Source organism: Paenibacillus sp. P4_A9 (genome assembly GCF_056402415.1).
This window is the reverse complement of sequence record NZ_JBFUHL010000004.1, coordinates 202,106-224,327: the sequence shown is the minus strand read 5'-3', so window position 1 is coordinate 224,327 and position 22,222 is coordinate 202,106. Positions and strand designations below refer to the sequence as shown.

The window sequence follows — 22,222 nt, the reverse complement described above, 5'->3', positions numbered from 1 at the left end:
TCTTGCTATCCAGCTAATATCTTCATCCATTATGCGTCATTCACTGGATGACATCAAACGCAAAAAAGCCACTACGAATCGTAGAGACTCGTTAGCAGCCTTTTAAATGACTTCAATATGCCTCAATTTATCCGGATTCACGACGAGATACAAAGTCTTGATCTGCCCATCCTCCACTTGAAAGGTCAACACATTATTGGGCTGATCGTTCACGTAGGCTACGATGCCCATTTGTTCGTTCACCGTAGTTAAGGTAAAGCGATAGCCCTCCGGTAATTTGGCCAAAACACCTGACAAAAACATAGCGATTCGCTCTGCCCCTATAATTGGGTTGATCGCTGCTTTCACTTTGCCTCCGCCATCGGAGTACAGAATCGCATCGGATTTCACGATCGTTAACAGTTGGGCGATATTGCCTGACACAAGCGCGTGAACGAATTGTTCCACGACAGCGCTTGTTTGTTCCATTACGGGCTTGTTGTTGGGCTGTAATTTCGGTTCGCCATCCCGCTCTGGCGGGAGGTTTATAGCATTCTTAGCCCGCCTGAAAATTTGGCGGCAATTCGTGCTGCTTTTGCCCACAATCTCTGCGATTTCATCGTATTCGTATTGCAGAACCTCGCGAAGCAAGAAAACAGCCCGCTCCACCCACGACAATTGCTGGAGAAGCAAAAGGTAGGCTGTGGATAACGATTCTTTCTGGGCATATGCAAGGTCCGGGGTGATCCGATGGTCGTCATTGGTCGTTATCAGTGGCTCCGGCAGCCACGGCCCTACGTAGACCTCTCGTTTTTTACTTGAGGAGCGTAAGTTATCGATGCAGCGGTTGGTCACGATTTTGCATAGGTAAGCTTTGGGATTATGAACATGGTCCAGATTCGTCTCATTCGCATACAGAAATGCCTCCTGCACGACATCTTCCGCATCCATCACACTTCCCAGCATGCGATACGCTAGTGAGAACATCAATGGTCTATAGGACAGATAGATCTGCTCGGAAGCTTCTGCTCCTGTGATCTCCATCTTGCCACACCTCCCGATTCCTATGATTATATGACAATTCTAAGCGAATTGAGCCGTTTTTAAAATAGCTTCTGCCGCGCGTCTAGCGCTTGCTGCCGAGGCATCGGCGAGCATTTCGCCATGACTGGCCCAGTCTCCAGCTACATACAGTCCATGAATGCCTTCGACGGCTGGACCTGTTTGCAAGTTGGATTTACCTACATGCAAGGTGTCGTGAACGACCGTAATGTTCGGAAGAAATTGCCTAGCTACCACTTCTTGTTCCCAGCCAGGATGCAAGGTATTCATCGCAGCGGTAAGGATTTCCTCGTCGGCTTTCGGATTGTTTTCCCCAGTACCGTTATATTTGACCATATGAACAACCAGTGTGCCATCCTCGCTAAGCTTAGCATTCACCGTGTGATTGGAGAAAAAAATCGGCTGATCTAGCGCGATTGCTATATCACACCCTTGAACAGGAAGCCTCTTCAAGCCTAAATCAAGGCATGCGGCCTTTGAGGGGCGCGCTTCGTCCATCCACTGTTTCAACATCGTGCGGTCTGCGTTTGAGACTAACTTGTAGGTCTCCGAAGGAGATGCAGTGCTGATGACATGCGATACCTCAAGCATCTCTTCATCGGCCAGTTTGAGCCCTTGAACCTTGCCATTTGCATGCATGATCTCTTTCACGTCGGTACCACTGCGGATATCGATACCCGCTTCAATCGCTTTCTTATGGAGTTGATCGATGATCGTTTGCCAGCCCCCGTGGAGGTAGAGCACCCCTTTCAGCGCACGCTGTACCTGTACAAGCACAGGACCTGCGAGCTGGTGATCGTTATCATGTGCATAAGTAGCTGTACGGCACAAGGAATAGAAGATATGACGAACCATCGGATCCGGAATTTCTCGCTCTGCCCATTCTCTCAACGATGCGTTTCCTGCCTTGCTCGCATCCAGTTTCATTAATCGGATCACAAGTCGCAGGAGACTCCACTTTCCTGACCATGTGAGCAACTTGGAGGTGAGCATGCTGAGCGGTGTTGCAGGCATGGGCATAAGCTGATTGTTCCACATCGCGTTAACCTTAGATGATGGTGCGCCACCTTCGATGCGAATGCCAAGTTCTTGTAGGATACGATAGGCTTCTCCCGCTCGATATAGGGCGTGCCCGCCTAGGTTGAAAAATACGCCGTTTTTCTTATTTGTCATCGCTCTGCCGCCCATGCGCTCTGATTTCTCTAGCAGCACGACTTTTCTTCCACCCTTGGCAACTTCTATAGCGGCAATCCATCCAGCTAAGCCGCCACCTATCACGGCTGTGTCGTATTTTGTCATATGCAACATCCTCCTTTTCGCTTTCCCTCTATAAGGCGAAATAGGCGCGTGTTTTGTGACAAAAAAATAATCCACAGAAGCTTTTCTGTGGATATCTCAGTATGTGGATATGTTGATATGCGTCGGATAAGTTATGCACAACAGGGACTTAAGGCCCTGTGGACTTGTGGGTAACTTTGTGGATAGATGTGGATAACAAGTAAATTAACTACTACTGGGAGGAGTCAACCTGCTGCCCTCTAACGTAACACCCTTGTTCAGCCGCACAGCTTCCCGCCAATAGTAACCGGCAATAGCAATGTCGAAGATCCCTAAGCCCATCGGATTAAAAAAAATGGGTTCCTGCACTTCCACACTAGCCAGTTGGTCGCGAAGTACCACATCGGCTAAGGTTCGTACATCCGATTCCTGTAAGTTATACAGGAGGTGCAGCTGTTCAATATCCGTCTGTTCGCGGCACACCTCACGCCAATCATCCACAATGATCGCTTTCAGGCCCGACACACTTTCCGGTTTATAATCTCGGAGAGAGACATTGAGCAGTAGCGCGCCTTGAGGCGGAGCCTCATCGATATACCTCTCTGCAGACACCGTGCAGGTCATAATCACATTAGCCTCACGGTAGCCGTCTCGCCAATCACTTATCATTTGTGTCCTATCCCGAATAGCAGTGGGGATCGTTTCAAAGCTTACACCCATCAAATCATAAATCCGAACTTCTTCAATCCGCTCACCAAATAAAGCGACACACATATCCAGATGCAATCGGCCAATCGGTCCCCATCCGATTAAGTGGATGCGAAATTGATCAGGCTGCCTAGCTTTCACAAATTTGCTCAGCATTACACCGCTAACCGCTGCGGTCCGCAAACCATTTAACAAGCCGCTGTGGATAAATGCCGTTGGTTCACCTGTTGAGGGTTTATTCAAAATCAACGTATTATGGGCCCGGGGAAGTCCCAAAAGGCGATTGTTTGGAAAGCTCGCTATCCATTTAATACCCGACATATCGATGTTACCGCCTACATAGGCAGGCATCGCAATAATACGGTTCTTCGGATCACGAAAGCGTAAGTATGGCTTCAAGGGGTGTGCACAGTCCCCGCTATCTTGTATGGCAACGACATCTTGAATGATGTCGGTTAGTTTCTTCCAATCGATTCCGATCTCTCGGATATGGTCATCCTGTAAATACAACATTCGCTAGTCTCCCATGCTAGTTACTCGGTGTATACCCTATCTCACTCTGTACCCATTCATCGTTATACACAGTACTCAAATACCGTTCTCCCCGATCTGGCAAAATCGCTGCGCAAACCGCTCCCGCAGGAATGACGCTGCTCATTCTGCGGATCGCCGAGATCACGCCGCCTGAAGAGGCGCCCGCCAGAACAGCTTCTTCCATCACTAAGGCGCGGCAGCCTTCTACGCAATCTCTGTCGGATACGTAGATGACCCGATCCGCAACATCATGCCGATGCAAGCCTGGCGTGATGCCTGCGCCTAGTCCAGGGAATTTTCTCGAACCTTTTTCCCCGCCAAAAATAACACTGCCTTCGGCATCCACCGCCACGATCTGTGTCGACCATCCGCGACCGCGGATATAGTCCATACAACCTCGAATCGTGCCACACGAGCTTACTCCGCAAAATAAATAATCGACTGCACCTAACTGCTCGCCAATTTCCCGCATCGTAGTCTCGCTATGAGCCAGCGCGTTGTCCGGACTTCCGTACTGATTGGTCCAAAAGGCATTCGGGATTTGACTCACCAACTCAGCAACTCGCTTTATGCGTGCTGGCAGAAACTCCCCCGTCGCCTCATCAGGCACGGATACAAGATCGATTTCCCCATGAAAGCTGCGGATGATTTGCAAATGCTGTTGCGTCGTACGCGGATCAACAACACAGACGAAGCGAAGCCCGAGATATCGGCAGAGTTGTGCCAGACTGATGGCTAGGTTGCCGGAGCTAGACTCTACGATGACACTCTCACTCGTCACATCGCCTCGACGTATCGCTTCCCGCAGCATAAACAAGGCAGGCCGATCCTTCGCGCTGCCGCCAGGGTTCATCCACTCCATTTTGCCATATACCTCAAAGGGTTGATCCTTGAACAAGCGAGACAGCCGAATCAGCGGCGTACGTCCGATCGCGTGGACAATACCTCCTTCAAGCTCCATTCGCTCCCCCTCCTTTATGTGTAAAAAATCTTTTTATTTTTCACGTAGGTGCGGTTCTGTGAATCCTCAAAGGCGCCCCCGATAACTTGAATGCCATCTAAAAGTTTCGCCTGTATCATCATGCCGATAGCTGGAATATGGCTCTCCACATCCGCACGAATGCTGTCCAAAACGGTTCGCGTTGCTAAAGCGCTATAGACATAGACAGTTAAAGCGTTGCCGCTAACCTGCACACGAACGCTTGCTTCGCGAAGGTGACGATAAACGACATCCTCAATGTCATAGATACTGATCTTCTCCCCGTGCTTTAGGTCGGGCCCAATGCGTTTTACGATGCTGTGGAAGCTCTGAGTGGGAACGCCCTCTATGTCGATAGTTCTTAAATCTCGTACGATATCGTAAGTGACATAACGCAGCGCGGGGAATGAATCCCTTACTGTCGAGGTGAGGACCAACACCTGCTCCAGTTCATCTGGCAGCGGCTCCATATCAGCACCTAGTAACTCCGCTTTGACGCCCTCTGCAACGATGCCCTCCGTAAATAAATACCTGCCATACTCGTGCGAAAAGTAAGCAATTGTCCCAATCTCGATGGATCCGTACGTATCGGTGACACAAGTCTCTGCGATGTTTAGTCTTTCAGCTACTCGCTGCTTCCAACCTGGTGAAGCAATCTCTCCGACCAGAATGACATGCTGGACGCCATAGTCTGTAGGATCCTCTGACGCTTGCAAAATACGATCCAAAATCGACGGCATCGTATACAGCACTTCGGGTCTAAAGCTTTGAAGCCGTTCAATATGCTGCTCGATCGGAAGCCGAAAGGATACCGATTCTACCTCCATACCGAGCTCCCGAAATACCTCGACTGCCGTTGCCTCCGCATGCCCTGTGCCCATGTCTGCCATCGCAGTTCGGTAACTCGTGCCTGCCAGAATGTTGCGGAAAACGTCCAGTTTGATTCGCAGATAAGCTTCTTCGTCCGATTGGGAATAAAAAATCGTCTTACGCCGCTTGGAGCTCGTGCCTGACGTCTGATACCGATTCATCTCCGCGCGGGGCAGGTACGGGTTGGTGTCTGTGTAGTAGAACGATTCCAACATCTCGGCTGACACAAGCGGCAGTGTAGTCATAGCAAGTTCTTCTTGATCCGCCCCGACTTCTTGCACGTGTCCTGATAACAACCAGGGAAATTGCCGTTTCATCCTTTGTATTACTTCTTTCATGTGCATGGACGTGCGGTTCCTCCTCTCGGCAGTACGAACTAAACATAACCCCAAATACACCTGACTACATATCCTATGCGCCCTTCCTGCCCATCGTTCTATATTCCTAATTTACAAACCAGAATCCCTTTTCACCTGCCTCCGCAAGCGCTCATATCATAAGGAATAATGAAACGACATGCTCGCTAAAGAAAGGATCGTAGCCATGACCAGTTCACTGAAGGCCGTTTCAAGCAAATGGATTAAAACACGCGTCACGCTTCGGGATGCGAAGCTGCGCCAGCATGTGCCAACTACGCATCCTTTTAGTCGAAATCGATTATTTGCCATGCTCACCCAGCACGGTATGCTCTATGTTAAACCTGACATCGGTTCCCTCGGTATAGGCGTTATGCGCGTTGAGAAACGGGGAAAAACCTACCGCTATCAAAGCGGCGTGACCATTTACCGTTTTCCGACGTTCGATAAGCTGTATCAATCCCTCCTGCACCGCTGCGGCACCAAGCGATATCTCATTCAGAAGGGTATCCATGTGCTTAAGCATGAGGGGAATCCCTTCGATTTCCGGGTCATGATTCAGCGCAGCCCTACGGGGAAATGGGTATGTACGGGGACTGCAGCTCGGGTCGCTCATCCGCAGAAAGCCGTAACCAATGGCAGTCAAGGCGGCACCATCTACAGTCCCTATGACCTCTTGGAACCCCAATTCGGGGTAGATGCAACATCTATTCTTATGTTCAAAATGGAACAAATCGCCCATTTGACCTCCGTTCAATTAAGCCGCGCGTATCCTGCCATGAATGAGCTCGGCATCGATATTGCCGTCGACCACAGGCTGAAGCCATGGATTCTCGAGGTCAACACGCGGCCTGATCCCTGCCCCTTCACCAAGCTGGAGGACAAATCGATCATCCGTAACATCATCCGATTCGGCAGAGCTAATGGCCGAAAGTATGATTTGACCTGCTCGAAGGCGAAAAAAGCGCCGAAGCAGCGGGTGTCGACCGCATCTAATGTGCAGCCTGAGTCGAGTGTAGAACCTTCTTCTGAAGCCCCGTCTCCGTCTGAACCAACTTCTGATAGTTAGTCATGTCTCCACTATTCACTAAAGCAAAAGGCCGTCCCCCAAGGTAAATTAAACCTTGGGGGACGGCCTTTACAATTGTTATGAACCTGCGCCGCGATATCGTTTGACGCCAATATTCCAAACCGTGATGCCCAGCGCACTAAACGCGATGCCAACCACAGGGGTGAGCAGAGCGAACCATTTCCAGTTCTCCGGGTCAATGAAATACGCGGCTGGATAGAAGCCAACGAACGCAAACGGTAGAACCCACGTCAGTATGCTGCGCAACAATTTATTATAAATCGTCGCTGGATAGCGCCCATAGTTCTGGATGTTCCAAATTAACGGCAAGATACCCGTTGGTGCATCGGAGAAGAAGGCTAATGACGTCAGTGAGATATACACCCCTGCATAGATGAGGATCGAGCCCACCACCATGACGATGAAGATCAACGGATCATGCCAATGGAACGGCAAGTCAAGCTGTACCCAGGAGTAGATCATTACGATCAAGCCCGCCAACGCGCTGAACATAGATGCTGGATCAAGATTCTCGAGCATCAGCTGCCACAGATTATAAGCAGGACGCGTTAAGATACGATCCATTTCCCCTTTGACAATGTAGCGCTCACTAAAGCCCCACAGATTAAAAAAGGAAATAAATATACCATAAGGGATCATAAAATAACCGTAGATGAACAAAATTTGTTCTTGATTCCAGCCGCCAAGCGATTGCGTTTGCATAAAGACGACAAGAATGAAGAATAAATTCAACCCATTGAATAACAAGTCGGACAGTACTTCAATCCAAAAATCGGATCGGTAGGTGAGCCTTGTTTTCATGTAGTTTTTGAAATAGTCGAAAATCAGGGTGAAATAGAATGTCTTGAACATCTGCTACCCCCCCTGTACGAATAGACGTGTTTTGGATTTAACCCACAGTACATAGATCGGAATAATTAAGAGCAAGAACCACAGTACTTGTACGCCAAAGTTTTGGAGTATGGCATTGCCCGTAATTTTGCCAGTAAACACTGCACTAGGTAAGTAAGTTATCGCCTGAAATGGCAGCCACTCGAGAATGGACTTGGACCATCCTGGGAAAAAGGAAATCGGAATAATGAGCCCTGAAAAAAGGTCAACCGCTACGCGCTTCATGCGCATAAGGCCTTCATTATTTTCGAGAAAAAAGGCAAACAAGCCCGTAATGATATTCAACTGCGTATTAATCAGGAAGCTGAAGAACAACATCACTAAGTAGATGACCCACAATTTAGGATCTGTTGGGAACTGAATCGGAAGCAGCAGCCAAATAAAGATCATACCAGGTGTCGTGAAGAGCAGCAGTCGAAAAATACCTTCACCTAAGCCTTGCATCATTTTAACAAAAATATAATTGTACGGCCGGATGAATTGAATCGCTACACTGCCATCCCGAATCTCGTTCGCTATTTCACGATCTAAGTTATTGAAGTAAAAAGCGCGGCCCATCCAGGAAATCGCCACATAGGTTGTCATTTGGCCCAATGTAAGGCCTCCGATGACCGCTTGATCTCCGTATATTGCTTTATAGACGAAATAGTAGGAGCCAATATTGATCGCGTAGATCAGAATCCCGCTGTAATAATTCACCCGATAAGCGAGCATCATTAGAAATCGCATGCGTATTACTTCTATATAAGCTCTATGCATGGGTCGTGACTCCCTCTGGCTGATCGATATCCAAACGTTTTACTTCGGCGGAGCCTGATTTATAAATTTCACGGACGATATCGTCGGTATTCGTTTCATTAATCTTAATATCTTGGATTTGGAGCACGCCAACGACGCGGCTTAGCACCTCCGAGATATTAGCTCTTTCATAAGGGATGAATACTTTGGCTGAAAGCTCATTGTCTAGCTGCCAAGCTACATCTAAGCCGAGAGTCAGCTCTTGGAGACGGGCTAATGTTGTAGGGTACTCAAACTGCAGCACAACTTCTTTGCCCTTGCCCCATCTGGCTTTCAACTCTTCCAGACCGCCATCATAAATAATTCGGCCGTCATCTAGCATAATAACACGGGAGCACAATGCCTCGATGTCCTGCAAATCGTGCGTTGTCAGCAAGATTGTTGTTTCATAGCGCTGATTGAGTGACTTCAGAAATTCGCGAATTTCTGTTTTCACAACGATGTCGAGACCAATGGTCGGCTCATCGAGAAATACGATTTCAGGATTATGCAGCAGTGAAGCTGCTAATTCACAACGCATCCGCTGACCCAAGCTGAGTTTACGGACAGGTCTTGAAAGGAGCTCCGACAGCTGCAAACGATCTACGAGCTCGTCGAGACGTTTCTTGTAATCAGCTTCGGATACACGATACACCTTTTTGAGCAGCTGGAACGACTCAACTACACCGATATCCCACCATAGCTGGCTGCGTTGACCGAAAACGACACCGATCCCAGCTACGAATTTCTCACGTTCTTTGAAAGGCACATAACCATTTACCTTGATATGACCGGATGTGGGTACAAGAATACCCGTAAGCATCTTGATCGTCGTTGACTTTCCAGCGCCATTTTCACCAATATATCCACAAATTTCACCTTTAGGAATCTGAAAGCTTATGTCCTTCACAGCTGTGATTTGCTTATACTCTCTCTTGAATAAATCTTGTACGGCTCCTTTGAGGCCACCGCGGCTTTGCTGAACCTGGAATTCCTTGCGAAGCATTTGAACATCTATAGCTAACATGCGTCTTTCCCCCTGACTTTGTCGTCTCGGTTACAGATTACGGCAACATTCGTCATAACTTGCTATCGAAGTTTCGTAGCATCTATAATATGGATCATAATGACGTTTTTCACAACCATATAACATGCTCATGATAACCCAATTCTGTAAATAAAAAAAGTACAGATTAACTAATCTTGTATTTCCCCTTAAATCACGCTGAATTTTACTCTGGAGAGGAGCTTACCTTGTATGAAAATCTTCAAACGAACCATGCTCCTGATCGTTATGCTTCTTTTCGTGGTCGCCGGCTATTATTCTTACTCCATCTACAGCTTCGCGAATAATATCTCGCATAAATCAGATAGTCCGGAAGGGAAAGGAAGTGCAGGATTTATTCCCGATACCGTAAAGGAAAAAGGAGATAAATACACCCCCCCCAAATGGGAAGGCAAGCAGCGCGTGAATATTTTGCTCTTAGGCGGCGATTCACGTGGCATGGTGAAGAATGAGCTGCCGCGTTCGGACAGCATTATGCTCGCCTCTATCGATCCTGTCACAAAGAAAGCTTATCTGTTCTCGATTCTGCGGGATACGTACGTGAAGATCCCTGGTGAAGGCGAAGATCGGATTAACACCGCGATTACGACTGGCGGACCTAACTTGGCCATGAAAACCGTCAGTGACCTGCTTGGCATTCCGGTTCAATATTATGTATATACAGATTTCAAAGGCTTCATCGCATTGATTGATGCGGTAGGCGGTATTGATATTGAGGTCGAGAAGGATATGAAATATTCCGACTCCGAAGATGATCATGTGTATGATATTAATTTGAAAAAGGGGCAGCAGCATCTGGATGGCAAAACAGCCCTGCAATATGTTCGCTTCCGACATGATGCGTTATCCGATTTCTCCCGAACAGAGAGACAACGGAAGTTCCTGACTGCTGTTGCGAGTAAGATGCAATCAACGTCCTCCTTGATCAAACTGCCGCGCATTCTGAATGCGATCGATCCTTATATCGATACCAATCTCAGTGTAACTGACATGCTCAAGCTCGGAAGTCTTGGCTATGAAGCCAAAGCAGATGGGATCGTATCCTCGCAGCTTCCGCCTTCGGACCTGCTCATGGAGAAAACGATCCGCGGCGCTTCGGTAATAACAGCGGATAAATTGAAGCTCCAGCAATATATGAAAGACCTTTTCGCTGGTAAAGCGGACGCCGATTCAGGTCCAACCAAGCCTTCACCTTCGCCAACGCCGAAGGTGACAGGGAAAACAGTGAAGTAGGCACGAATAGGATAAAAAATCTGGATAATAAGAGTGGGTATCCACTCTTATTTTTCGTATGAGGAGCTTGTACAAGCGCCTGACGCAGGGATACAGTGAATCGAATTATCGATGGTGACAAAAGTGAGAATTTGTCAGTTGTAATCCGTCAGTACTCGTTCGCGGTGATGTAGGTATAGTGATTCGAAATATTTGACGGTGACAAAAGTGAGAATTTGTCAGTGTAATCCGTCAGTGCTCGTTCGCGGTGATGCAGGTATAGTGATTCGAAATAATTGACGGTGACAAAAGTGAGAATTTGTCAGTGTAATCCGTCAGTGCTCGTTCGCGGTGATGCAGGTATAGTGATTCGAAATAATTGACGGTGACAAAAGTGAGAATCTGTCATTTGTAATCCGTCAGTGCTCGTTCGCGGTGATGCAGGTATAGTGAGTCGAATTAATCGACCGTGACAAAAGTGAGAATTTGTCAGTTGTAATCCGTCAGTGCTCGTTCGCGGTGATGCAGGTATAGTAATTCGAAATAATCGACGGTGACAAAAGTGAGAATTTGTCAGTTGTAATCCGTCAGTACTCGTTGGCCGAGATGTGATGATATAGTGAGTCGAAATATTTCGACTGTGACAAAAGTGAGAATTTGTCAGTTGTAATCCGTCAGTGCTCGTTCGCGGTGATGCGGGTATAGTGAGTCGAATTAATCGACGGTGACAAAACCTAAAAATACAAATAAAGGAATGATACTTTCTATGGAACGCAAGCAATCCGAGCTTCTCTATCAAGAAGCACTTAAACACATCGTCGGCGGGGTCAACTCCCCTTCCCGCTCGTTCAAAGCCGTTGGCGGCGGCGCGCCCGTCTTTATGAAGCGTGCGCAAGGCGCACACTTCTGGGACGTTGACGGGAATCGCTTCATTGACTACCTCGCCGCCTATGGCCCGATCATTACCGGTCACGCGCATCCGCACGTGACAGAAGCGATTTGCCGCGCCGCACAGAACGGCACGCTGTATGGCACCCCAACCGAACTCGAGATCGAGTTCGCCAAGATGCTGAAGTCGGCGATTCCATCGCTCGACAAAGTGCGCTTCGTCAACTCCGGCACCGAGGCCGTGATGACGACGATCCGCGTGGCGCGCGCGTTCACGAAGCGCACCAAGATCATTAAGTTTGCCGGATGCTACCACGGCCACTCAGATCTCGTGCTGGTGGCGGCTGGCTCCGGGCCGTCCACACTGGGCATACCGGACAGCGCTGGCGTGCCGGCGAGCATCGCGCAAGAGGTCATCACCGTGCCGTTCAACGACATACCGGCACTAGAGACCGCGCTTGCGCGCTGGGGTGAAGAGATCGCCGCGGTGATGGTGGAGCCCATCGTCGGCAACTTCGGCATGGTTATGCCCCATGCCGGTTACCTTGAGCAGCTGTGCGCAGCTGCTCGCAAACATGGTGCCCTCGTCATCTACGACGAGGTGATCACGGCGTTCCGATTCCATTATGGAACGGCACAGACCTATGAAGGCCTCCCTATTCTAGAGGGTGGCCCAACCGAGGCCGCGGCGCGCTTCGCCGCCGTGGAGCCGGACCTGACGGCCCTCGGGAAAGTGATCGGCGGCGGGCTGCCGATCGGGGCCTACGGGGGCCGCAAGGAAGTGATGGAGCAGGTCGCGCCGCTCGGACCTGCTTATCAGGCCGGCACGATGGCGGGGAACCCCGCCTCCATCTCAGCCGGTATCGCCTGCTTGGAGGTGCTCCAGCAGCCAGGTGTATACACCAAGCTCGAACAGCTTGGTACACGCCTTTCACAAGGCATCGCTGAATCGGCCGCTCGCCACGGCATTGCCTTGACGCTGAACCGCATCGGCGGCGCCTTCTCTACGCACTTCTGTGATCATCCAATCACCAACTATGAGGAAGCGCAGGATACGGACGGCGAACGCTTCGCTGATTTCTTCCGACTTATGCTGGAGCAAGGCATCAATCTTGCACCTTCCAAATACGAAGCTTGGTTCATGACGATTGCCCATACAGATGAAGACATTGCCCAAACGCTCGAAGCCGTAGATCGCGCTTTCAAAGTGATGAAAACACGCTGATTGTCCCAAAAACGAACTATGATCCTATTAGGATTATAGTTCGTTCGTCTTTCTACATGAACTAGAGTTGTATGAATTATGGTTTTATTCACCAATATACAAAAAAGGTAACGCTTACATTTGTGTTTTACGTCCGCAAGTATTGTCGGATGAAGTTTTTCATGCTATTCTAAGATTACTTTTACCCTTTTAGCGAAACGGCTTGAATACACAGTATTTTCCTAGAAAGTTAGGGCATGATTTACAAATACTACACGGATTTTTGTGTGCGTTGCCCTACTTTCCTACGAGTCGATTTATGCCGTATTTTAAGAGTTATATCTCCTGTAAATTGGCATGATATTCAGTTATATTGCATTTTTATACACAATCATGCATATTTCGGATTTAAGCATATTGTGGCTTTTCTCCCTAAAATGTGAGAGCTGGCAGGCTCATAAGCGCCAGAATGCAAGAAGCGTTAGCAAGAGGAGTTTAATTATGTATGGGAGGTGACGGTCAGGCGACTGACCAGAGCAATGAATGAAATTATGCGTAATGAAGGCCGTTTTCAAGATCTACTAGGAACCGAACACGACAGCTGCGGTATTATCTGTATTATTGAAAAGAATGGTCACCCTTCCCGTGATAACATCCAAAAAACGATTGATGCCCTTGTTAAAATGGAACATCGTTCAGGATTTATCAATGGTGAAGGTGATGGTTGCGGTATTTTAACAGACATTCCACGTACTCTCTGGGAAAAGAAACTAACAGACGCGGGTCTGGACGGCAAGCTTGCCTATGACAACCGTTTTTCTGTTGGCCATATCTTTGTCCCACGTAAGCTGGACTTGACTGTTACTGAGATTCAAAACGGCATTCGTGAGCTTTTTGCCTCCCATGATGTATCCATTATTCTTGAGCAAGAAAACCTCGTTGACAGCTCTTCACTAGGCGCCAATGGTCTGCTTGATGAGCCTACGTTCTGGCAAATTGCAGGTATTAGCAACAAGACTGAAGGTCAAGTTGCTGATCACCTTTATGAGCTGCATATTGCGATTGAAGATCGTTACAATGTTCATGTTGCGACACTAAGCAATGTGACGTCTGCCTACAAAGTATTAGGTGCAGCAAGCATCCTTCCTAAATATTTTAACGACTTGCGTGATCCTTTGTTTGCGTCCCAAGTCACTATCGGTCACAACCGTTATTCAACGAACACATTGTCCAGCTTCTTCCGCGTTCAACCGTTCTCCCTTCTTGGACACAACGGTGAAATTAACACGGTGAAGAAACTTCGTCTTGAAGCTGACATGGTTGGCGTTCCGCTTGTTAGCGGCGGTTCCGACTCCCAAGACATGAATAGAACGATCGAAACATTCATACACCGTTTTGGATTGTCGCTTTTCGAAGCCATGGAAATGGTATTCCCTCCTATTATTAATGAAATGAAACAGTTCCGTCCGGAGCTTCAAGATTTGTATGTGTACTACCGTCAAGTATGGGGCCACTTTGCTCAAGGTCCAGCGGGTATCGTTTCCCGTTACGGTAACGAGTGTATTTTCAGCGTAGATGCGCTAGGTCTTCGTCCAGTATGGATGGTTGAAAGTGACACGTCCCTGTACTTCTCATCTGAGCAAGGTGTTATTACAGTTGGCGAAATGGTTGCTGATCCGAAGCCAATCGCTCCAGGCGAAAAAGTCGGTGTTGTTCTGACACCAGGCGAGCACATTCAAGTGATTCCTTATCATGAAGTTCAAACCTTGGTGTATGAGCGTGTAAGCAAGCGTGTGAATTTTGGCGGTCTTCGTTCTTATTTGAACCCTGCCCAAACGAATACAGAAGCTGAGCTTAATGAGAATATTGTTACAACTGATCAAGTGTATAGTGCATTTGGTTGGGATCGTGACGGCATTTCACACATTGAATCCATGTCTGAAACTGGCGCTGAGCCGATTCGTTCGTTGGGTCATGATTCACCTCACGCGGCTCTTGCATGGGAACGTCAGAACGTGCCAGATTTCATTAAAGAAAGTGTTGCCGTTGTAACAAACCCTGCCATTGACCGTGACCGTGAAATGGAGCATTTCTCCACGCGTGTTATCGCTGGAGCTCGTCTTCCGGTATTTGCACAGGTGGATAGCAACCTTCGTCTTGAGCTACTTGCTCCGCTTGTTCTAGAAGGAACGAACGGTGTTGGCAGCGAAGAGCACTTATCACAACCGTCATTTGAGCAATTGCTTGCACAATTCCGTGCACAAGGCGATAACAAAGTAGCTGTTCTATCCACAACTTTTACTAGAGGAACTTCTCTACAAGATGGTTTGAACAAACTTGCAGCAGATGCAATCTCCGCAGCTCGTGATGGCGCTGTACTTCTAGTCTTGGACGATGCAGAAGCTCATCAAAACGACCGCTTGTGGCTGGATCCGCACCTTGTCGTTTCCAAAATCGATATCGCACTTCGTGCGGAAAAGCTTGGTTTCGGCGACAACCTGCGCCGTCATGTTACGTTGATCCTTCGTTCAGCTGCTATTCGCAGCCTGCATGATATCGCTGTAGCTTGTGGTCTAGGTGCTGATGTGATTTCTCCTTATTTGCTCTTCTCAACAGCTTCTGACAAAGAAGGCCAAGCAGCAGCAGCACGTAAAGTGTACGCGGCTCTAACGAAAGGACTTGAGAAAGTCATTTCAACGATCGGAACGCACGAGCTTCGTGGGTACACACGTTTCTTCTCCTCCATCGGCTTCCATCCGGAAGTATCCGAGGTGCTGGATATCGTAAACTACCTTGGTAGTGAAAAAGCAGGAACTGGCTTTGCGCAGCTTGAAGCTGAGGCAGAAGCACGTTATGCGGATTACACGAATCCGAAAGCGAAAGCAGCGAAAAACTTCCGTTTCTTCCAACGTATGTGGAAAGCACTAGGCGATGCCGCTTCAGGAGCTGCTCCTTACAGCGACTACCGCGACAAGCTGCGTGAAGAAGAGAAGAAGAACCCGATTTCCATTCGTCACATTGCGGGCTTCAAAGCAATCAGCGATGGCCGTCAGCCACTCGATCCGTCGCAAGTTGATATCTCGATTGGCGGTCACTCTTTGCCGATGTTGATTTCTTCCATGTCCTTCGGTTCACAAAATGAAACAGCTTTCCGTGCCTACGCTGAAGCCGGCGAACGTCTGAACATGGTAACCATGAACGGCGAGGGCGGAGAGATTAAAGATATGCTTGGCCGTTACAAAAAAACGCGCGGAGCGCAAGTCGCTTCCGGACGTTTCGGTGTTAACATTGAGCTTGCTAACGCAGTCGCTTTCCTTGAGATCAAAATCGGTCAAGGGGCAAAGCCAGGTGAAGGCGGTCACTTACCAGGCTCCAAAGTAACAGCGAAAATCGCTGAAGCACGTAACGCTACAATCGGTTCAGACCTGATCTCGCCATCCAACAACCACGATATTTACTCGATCGAGGATTTGGCGCAAATCATTTCCGAGCTTAAAGAAGGCAGCGGACGTAAAGCCAAAATCATCGTGAAAATTCCAGTTGTTCCTGGTATCGGAACGATTGCGGTTGGTGTTGCCAAAGCTGGCGCTGACGTGATTACTCTCTCCGGTTTCGACGGCGGTACAGGTGCGGCTCGTATTCACTCCTTGACGCACGTTGGTCTTCCTACGGAGATTGGTACGAAGCTTGCTCACGTTGCTTTGATTGAAGCTGGTCTTCGTCACCGCGTTGAGCTATGGTCCGATGGCGGTCTGAAATCAGGCGCTGACGTTGTTAAAATGGTTATGCTCGGTGCGAACCGTGCAGGCTTCGGTAGTATCGCGATGCAATCTATTGGTTGTACAACATGTCGCGGTTGTCACCTTGACACTTGTCACGTTGGTATCGCTACACAAATCGATTCCATGGAAGAAGCTGAAGAAAAAGGTCTTCGTCGTTTCGTACCGCGTCAGTTCGATCTAGCTGTAGACAGCTTGGTTCGTTTGTTCGGTTCGATGGGTGAAGAAGTACGTGAAGTCGTAGCTTCCCTTGGTTTCAAAAGCTTACAAGAACTCGTTGGCCGTTCCGATCTTTTGGAGCAAATCAGCCACATTGAGCGTATCGATCTATCCGATATTCTTCGTCCGGCTCCACTACAGTTCATCTCTGAAGAGACAAGAGCGGCTGAAGCAGCAGCAGTGTCATCCGATATTCGTATCGCGGCTGGCGCAGAAGGTCTCGACTTCTTCCCGGATTCCGTATCGTTCGATGCTCCTGTCGTTCGTAACTGGTCCAAAGTGGACGCCGAGTCCCGTATTCTTGGAACTCGTTATTCCAGCCATCGTGTAAGAGACCGTTTCAACGGCAGCTATGATGAGCTTCCAGCTGTTGCTCTTAACTTGATCGATGGTTCCGTTCCTGGTAACGGTCTTGCCGCATTCAACGCACGTGGCGTGAATATTACTGTTCACGGCGGTGCTGAAGATGGTCTTGGTAAAATGGCCTTCGGTGGTAAAGTTGCCATCGTCAAGTCACTTGGCCAAAACAACACCTTCATCAACGGCAGCGTTGGTAAGTCGTTCGGTTACGGAGCTCAAAAAGGTTTGTTCTTGATTCAAGGCAGCGCAGATACACGTGCATGTATCCGTTTCTCCGGTGCTGACGTTGTATTCGGCGGCGAGATCACAACGCCTCTACGCGATGAGCTTGGCGGTCTAGCAGCACGTGCGAACCTTAAAGGCTTCGCGTTCGAGTACATGACAAACGGCCGTGCCGTTGTTATGGGCGATCCAGGTCCATGGATCTGTGCCGGTATGACAGGCGGGGTTATCTACCAACGTCTCGTGCCGGAAATGGGTCTTGATCAAGCAGCCATCGAACGTCGTATTGCTAAAGGCGCTAAAGTTAAACTTGAGCCTATCGGCCTTCAAAGTAAAAAAGATCTTACCGAATTACTCACAGCTTACCATGCTGAGCTTGCGAACTCCGGTCAATCGGAACCCGCAGCTAAAATCGAAGCTTTGCTTGGCAACCTTGAAGCTAGCTTCATCCGTATCTCCCCGGTCAACATGCAAGCTGACCAATCCGTTGCTACGGAATAGTCTTTTGCTTAAGGCTCCACCAAACCTTCATTGGTTTGGTGGAGTTTTTTTGTAAGAGGTAGTACTTCCGTTGCATAAAATATGCTCATCTATCGCATTTTATTAGTGCAACACCATCCGCATGCCAGAGGAGGTTTTTAGCGATGAGCCACTCAAAACGCCGCGAAGAAGCTGCATGGAAGGGTCGTAAACAAGCTCAACATCCACCACATGGTAAGGTGAAAGCCCTGGCGGAATTCGCCAGCGAGTATGACGCGGAAAACCAGAAGTAACTAAGACCCCCTCTCCTCCCACACGTTAGAGGGACCAACACAAAGAGCCCGTCAGCCATTTACATGGTCGTCGGGTTCTTTGTGGTAGATATATGGGCACTATCCCCTTCGCTCAGATTAGCCAACTTTTCACTTGTTTCTTAGCCTAAGGGTAGTGGAAAAATGATTCACTTTTTCCTGAGAAATCATGCTACAATAATTTGTATTATACGACAATACAAATTATAAGGAGCTGTTTGCCATGTCGCGTCTGCTTATAACCGAGGAACAAGTGGCTTTCTATCGCGAAAACGGATATTTGATTGGTCTTGCGCCCGTATACTCACCGGAGGAAATGAGCGTTCTTAATCAAGAGCTGGAGCAACTCTCCGCGCTGCTCGAACCTTCCGAGAAACTCATGGCCATCCGAGAGTGGCATATGTCCAGCAGGTGGTTATACGACATTTGCACTCATCCTAAATTATTAGATCAAGTAGAAGGCATTCTCGGTCCAAATTTCTTCCTATGGGGCTCGCAATTCTTCGCCAAGGGGCCTGGCTCCCCCGATACAGTCGCTTGGCACCAAGATGCGTATTATTGGCCGCTTCATCCTCACAATTCGGTGACGGTATGGCTCGCTTTCGTAGACGCCGACGAAGAGAACGGAGCAATGAAGGTCATTCCAAAAAGCCATAAAGCCGGACTTATCAAGCATAACAGCATTGACGGTGATTCCGTGCTGACGTTGGAACTGGAGCAGGGCACGTTCAATGAGTCGGCTCAGCGATCGTTGACGTTAAAGGCTGGACATATGTCGTTGCACGACGATGCGATTGTCCATGGATCGCCTGCGAACGGATCGGACCGTTGGCGGATCGGATTGACGATTCGGTATTCCGGAACGAACGTGAAATGTGACTTGTCGCGGGCGCCGCAATTCAAGGCTTACTTAGTCCGGGGACAGGATGATTTCAACCATAATCCGCAAGGCGAGATTCCGGTCGAGAAGTTCGCTCGCTTGTCGCCGGAGCATCATATCTCGAGCACGGACGAAATAAAAAGCTAAGGAGGCTGAATGGCTTGTCTCTCTATATGGGGCTCAAAGACGATATCACGAAGCTGGTATTAGACGGGACGTACAAAAGCGGCTCGGGTCTGCCCACGGAACAAGAGCTGTGCGAACGGTATGGCCTCAGCAGGGTAACGGTGCGAAAGGCGCTCGAAGAACTAAAGAAGGACGGCATGATCTCGAGCGTTCAAGGACAAGGCACCGCCGTATCTTCCCGCAAAGGCGGCTATCCTAGCTCGCTTGAGCTGATCGCTTTGGTTGCCCCGACGCACAATCCGTTCTTCGCTTCGTTCATGGCGCATTTCGAGAAGGTGGCGGAGGAAAACGGTTCGCTTGTCTTGTTCAAGCAGGATTTCCAAGGCAGGGCTTTCGCATCGGAGGACTTATTCTACCGGTTCATCAAGAAAGATATACGCAACGTCGTCTTCTGGCCGCAGTTAGGTCCAATCGACTTCAACATGATGAAGCGTCTGCGAGCGGTCGGGATGAATATGGTTTTTTTCGACCAAATGTACGAGACGGAAGTCGCCGACGCGGTCGGCATCGACTGCCATCATGCCGTGGCGGAGCTATTTGCAGCATTGTTGGCCAGGGGTTGCGGCAAAGTGCTATTCCTAGGTTACGATGGGTTGAGCATTCCCAGCGAAATGCAGCGGGAAGAGGCTTTTTTAGCGCTCGGCGGAGATCCTCGTAATATATACCGGGTGAAATGGGGCGGAGAAGTTGATACGGAGGTCGTGCAGTTGTTGGAGCGCCTGCGGGATAAAGGGAGTCTGCCAGCAGGTATCATCTGCTGCAACGGACCGATCGGACTAGCTGCGGCGAAGTATTATGAATCCGCTGGAATTGACCATTCGCCCCTAGGCGTAATCGATTTCTTGCCAGAGATGGTCCGGTATCCGATGGTCGTCTACCAGCAGCCGATGAAAGAAATGGCCCTAAAGATTTACGAGCGGCTCCTTGCGCAAAATAACGAAGGCGAGCTTTGGCAACCGAACCGCTATATGGTGAAAGGTTTACTCATTGAAACTTAATATTAGGCGATCGATATCGAATAAACTGGAATAAATTAGACAAGTTGAGACGAGCTCCTCCCCCATCAGCTTGCTCTACTAACACAAAAATACGCTCCGTCCTAATTTCGACGGAGCGCACATTCATACCTACTTCTTAGCCGCTTGATAGGCTTCGATATATTGAGCAGCCTTCTTCGCTACAAGGCTGTAGTTTCCTGTTTTGACTGCTTCGCTGGTCAAATCGGAGCCGATGCCGACGGCAACTGCGCCGGCCTGGATCCACTCGCCGAGGTTGCTCAGCGATACCCCGCCAGTAGGCATAATGTTCGCCTGTGGCAGCGGACCTTTAATGGCCTTAATCATCGCCGGGGAGTAAAGGTTACCCGGGAAGAGCTTTACAATATCCACGCCTAGCTCTAGCGCGGCTTGGATATCCGCAATCGTCATGCACCCTGGCATGATGGGTACACGATACCGGTTACACAGCGTAACCGTGTTCGGGTTCAAGGACGGGCCGACAACGAACTCGGCCCCGCTTAGGATCGCGGCACGCGCCGTTTCGGGGTCAAGGGCTGTGCCCACCCCGATGATCGCGTACTTGGACGCGTCCTTCGCTGTGCTCGAGTAGCGCTTCGCTAGCTCCTCGATCGCGCGCAGCGCGAAAGGCACGGTCATCGTGACTTCGATGACTTTAATACCGCCGGCGATGGCTTGATCCGCCATTTCGACGACTTCTTCTGGCGTATCACCGCGTAGGACGGCAACAACACCCTCATTTGTAATTTGCTGAAGTAATTGAAGTTTTTTCACAACCATCTTCCCTTCTATGTGTGAACCTATTATTTAACGTTCGATATGTTTAATGTTGTTAAGTACCGCTTCCACTTGCTCCCACGTCGGAGCGCCTTCCCAGTCGCCTTCTGTCTGCACGATCATGGAACCCACCAAGTTCCCGATGCGAACAGCCTCAGGGTACTCATACCCTTTCTGCAAACCAGTCAAGAAACCTGCGCAGAATCCATCACCCGCACCCACGGTATCAATAACTTGCTCTGCTTTGAAGTAAGGCACAGTCGTAATAGAATCAGCTGTTACGACATACGTCACATCTTCTCCACCTTTGACGATGGATACGGCCGACAACTCGCGCAGCTTGCTCACGATGACATCCCAGTCTTCTGTTTGGTACAGTAACTTCAGCTCATCCAAGCCTGGCAAGAAAATATCGGACAGCTTCGCAAGCTCAAGCAGCACTGGACGTGCCTCATCGATATTCCATAGCTTTAAGCGTAAATTCGGATCAAAGCTAACCTTCACCCCATGCTTCCGCGCCAAGCGCACGGCTTCGAAAGCTGCCTCTCTACACGACTCACTTAAAGCCGGTGTGATACCGGTAACATGCAATAGTTTTGCCCCAGCGATGTACGCCTCATCCAAATGGCTCGGGCTCATCTGACTTGCTGCCGAGTTTTTGCGATAGTAGTAAACAGACGTTTTGCCCATTAGGACTTCACGCATCATAAGCCCTGTTGGCGCCTCTGCGGTCAACTCTGCGCGAGAAACATCGACGCCTTCACCACGGATTTTTTTGAAAATCATACGACCTAACGGGTCCTTCCCCAGCCTGCCGAACCAGCCTACGCTGCCGCCAAGACGTGAAATCCCGATCGCCACATTGCTCTCTGCACCGCCAAATAGGCTATGCAGCTCCGAAGAATACTCCAAGCCCTTACCGCCTGAAGGCATTAGCAATGCCATTGTTTCGCCAAACGTAATAATATCTGGTCCTGATCCTGTATTTACCGACATAGAAGCTCTCCATCCATTCCGATCACGACTCGCGTGTCCCGTTAATTGAAACGCTTAAATAAATGAGATATCTCATATTATAGTGGATATGGACGGTTTTCA

The 22,222-nt window shown here is 49.1% G+C and carries 17 protein-coding genes; 7 read left to right on the top strand and 10 right to left on the bottom strand.

Features of this window, described 5'->3' with window-relative positions; all coding sequences use genetic code 11:
- Nucleotides 1-102: 102 nt before the first annotated feature.
- From AC1DVJ_RS06440 to AC1DVJ_RS06420, 5 genes are all read right to left on the bottom strand, one after another.
- On the bottom strand, nucleotides 103-1,023 hold the full coding sequence (locus tag AC1DVJ_RS06440) for an RNA polymerase sigma-70 factor (RefSeq protein ID WP_477589254.1): 921 nt from the start codon (nucleotides 1,021-1,023) through the stop codon (nucleotides 103-105).
- 39 nt (nucleotides 1,024-1,062) lie between these two features.
- Complete coding sequence (locus tag AC1DVJ_RS06435; RefSeq protein WP_477589252.1) at nucleotides 1,063-2,340, bottom strand: phytoene desaturase family protein; 1,278 nt, start codon at nucleotides 2,338-2,340, stop codon at nucleotides 1,063-1,065.
- Between the two features lie 204 nt (nucleotides 2,341-2,544).
- Nucleotides 2,545-3,540 (bottom strand): 2,3-diaminopropionate biosynthesis protein SbnB, encoded by a 996-nt coding sequence (locus AC1DVJ_RS06430; protein WP_477589251.1) that lies wholly within the window; start codon nucleotides 3,538-3,540, stop codon nucleotides 2,545-2,547.
- 16 nt (nucleotides 3,541-3,556) lie between these two features.
- Nucleotides 3,557-4,522: a 2,3-diaminopropionate biosynthesis protein SbnA gene (sbnA, locus tag AC1DVJ_RS06425; RefSeq protein WP_477589249.1), complete on the bottom strand. Its 966-nt coding sequence runs from the start codon at nucleotides 4,520-4,522 to the stop codon at nucleotides 3,557-3,559.
- A 14-nt stretch (nucleotides 4,523-4,536) separates the two neighbouring features.
- Nucleotides 4,537-5,754, bottom strand: coding sequence for a phenylacetate--CoA ligase family protein (locus AC1DVJ_RS06420; protein ID WP_477589248.1), 1,218 nt, complete (start codon nucleotides 5,752-5,754; stop codon nucleotides 4,537-4,539).
- Nucleotides 5,755-5,926: 172 nt separating this feature from the next.
- Here AC1DVJ_RS06420 and AC1DVJ_RS06415 point away from each other — a divergent pair, with 172 nt between their 5' ends.
- Nucleotides 5,927-6,835: a YheC/YheD family protein gene (locus AC1DVJ_RS06415; protein ID WP_477589246.1), complete on the top strand. Its 909-nt coding sequence runs from the start codon at nucleotides 5,927-5,929 to the stop codon at nucleotides 6,833-6,835.
- Nucleotides 6,836-6,913: 78 nt separating this feature from the next.
- Here the strand turns inward: AC1DVJ_RS06415 and AC1DVJ_RS06410 are convergent, their stop codons facing one another.
- Genes AC1DVJ_RS06410 through AC1DVJ_RS06400 form a run of 3 tightly spaced genes read right to left on the bottom strand, consistent with a single transcriptional unit; the run spans nucleotide 6,914 to nucleotide 9,551 of the window.
- Nucleotides 6,914-7,708 (bottom strand): ABC transporter permease, encoded by a 795-nt coding sequence (locus AC1DVJ_RS06410; protein WP_477589245.1) that lies wholly within the window; start codon nucleotides 7,706-7,708, stop codon nucleotides 6,914-6,916.
- Nucleotides 7,709-7,711: 3 nt separating this feature from the next.
- Nucleotides 7,712-8,506 (bottom strand): ABC transporter permease, encoded by a 795-nt coding sequence (locus tag AC1DVJ_RS06405; protein WP_477589244.1) that lies wholly within the window; start codon nucleotides 8,504-8,506, stop codon nucleotides 7,712-7,714.
- On the bottom strand, nucleotides 8,499-9,551 hold the full coding sequence (locus tag AC1DVJ_RS06400) for an ABC transporter ATP-binding protein (protein WP_477589242.1): 1,053 nt from the start codon (nucleotides 9,549-9,551) through the stop codon (nucleotides 8,499-8,501). The genes AC1DVJ_RS06405 and AC1DVJ_RS06400 overlap by 8 nt, the downstream gene beginning before the upstream one ends.
- 231 nt (nucleotides 9,552-9,782) lie before the next feature.
- On the opposite strand from AC1DVJ_RS06400, the gene AC1DVJ_RS06395 reads away from it, so the two are divergent.
- The 6 genes from AC1DVJ_RS06395 to AC1DVJ_RS06370 all read left to right on the top strand — a co-directional run bounded on the left by AC1DVJ_RS06395 (nucleotide 9,783) and on the right by AC1DVJ_RS06370 (nucleotide 20,329).
- Nucleotides 9,783-10,823, top strand: coding sequence for an LCP family protein (locus AC1DVJ_RS06395; protein WP_477589241.1), 1,041 nt, complete (start codon nucleotides 9,783-9,785; stop codon nucleotides 10,821-10,823).
- Between the two features lie 745 nt (nucleotides 10,824-11,568).
- Nucleotides 11,569-12,915, top strand: a complete 1,347-nt coding sequence (locus AC1DVJ_RS06390) for a glutamate-1-semialdehyde 2,1-aminomutase (protein ID WP_477589240.1) — start codon at nucleotides 11,569-11,571, stop codon at nucleotides 12,913-12,915.
- Nucleotides 12,916-13,433: 518 nt separating this feature from the next.
- The gene (locus tag AC1DVJ_RS06385; protein ID WP_477589238.1) at nucleotides 13,434-17,975 is read left to right on the top strand and encodes a glutamate synthase-related protein; all 4,542 of its coding nucleotides are present in this window, start codon (nucleotides 13,434-13,436) and stop codon (nucleotides 17,973-17,975) included.
- Between the two features lie 143 nt (nucleotides 17,976-18,118).
- Nucleotides 18,119-18,247 carry a DUF6254 family protein gene (locus tag AC1DVJ_RS06380; protein WP_477589236.1) on the top strand — a complete coding sequence of 43 codons (129 nt, stop codon included), beginning with the start codon at nucleotides 18,119-18,121 and terminating at the stop codon, nucleotides 18,245-18,247.
- Nucleotides 18,248-18,488: 241 nt separating this feature from the next.
- On the top strand, nucleotides 18,489-19,292 hold the full coding sequence (locus AC1DVJ_RS06375) for a phytanoyl-CoA dioxygenase family protein (RefSeq protein ID WP_477589235.1): 804 nt from the start codon (nucleotides 18,489-18,491) through the stop codon (nucleotides 19,290-19,292).
- Between the two features lie 14 nt (nucleotides 19,293-19,306).
- Nucleotides 19,307-20,329 (top strand): GntR family transcriptional regulator, encoded by a 1,023-nt coding sequence (locus AC1DVJ_RS06370; RefSeq protein ID WP_477589234.1) that lies wholly within the window; start codon nucleotides 19,307-19,309, stop codon nucleotides 20,327-20,329.
- Nucleotides 20,330-20,458: 129 nt separating this feature from the next.
- Here the strand turns inward: AC1DVJ_RS06370 and AC1DVJ_RS06365 are convergent, their stop codons facing one another.
- A complete protein-coding gene (locus tag AC1DVJ_RS06365; protein WP_477589232.1) occupies nucleotides 20,459-21,121 on the bottom strand; it encodes a bifunctional 2-keto-4-hydroxyglutarate aldolase/2-keto-3-deoxy-6-phosphogluconate aldolase in 663 nt (220 codons plus the stop codon).
- Between the two features lie 33 nt (nucleotides 21,122-21,154).
- Nucleotides 21,155-22,120, bottom strand: a complete 966-nt coding sequence (locus AC1DVJ_RS06360; protein ID WP_477589230.1) for a sugar kinase — start codon at nucleotides 22,118-22,120, stop codon at nucleotides 21,155-21,157.
- Between the last annotated feature and the right edge of the window lie 102 nt (nucleotides 22,121-22,222).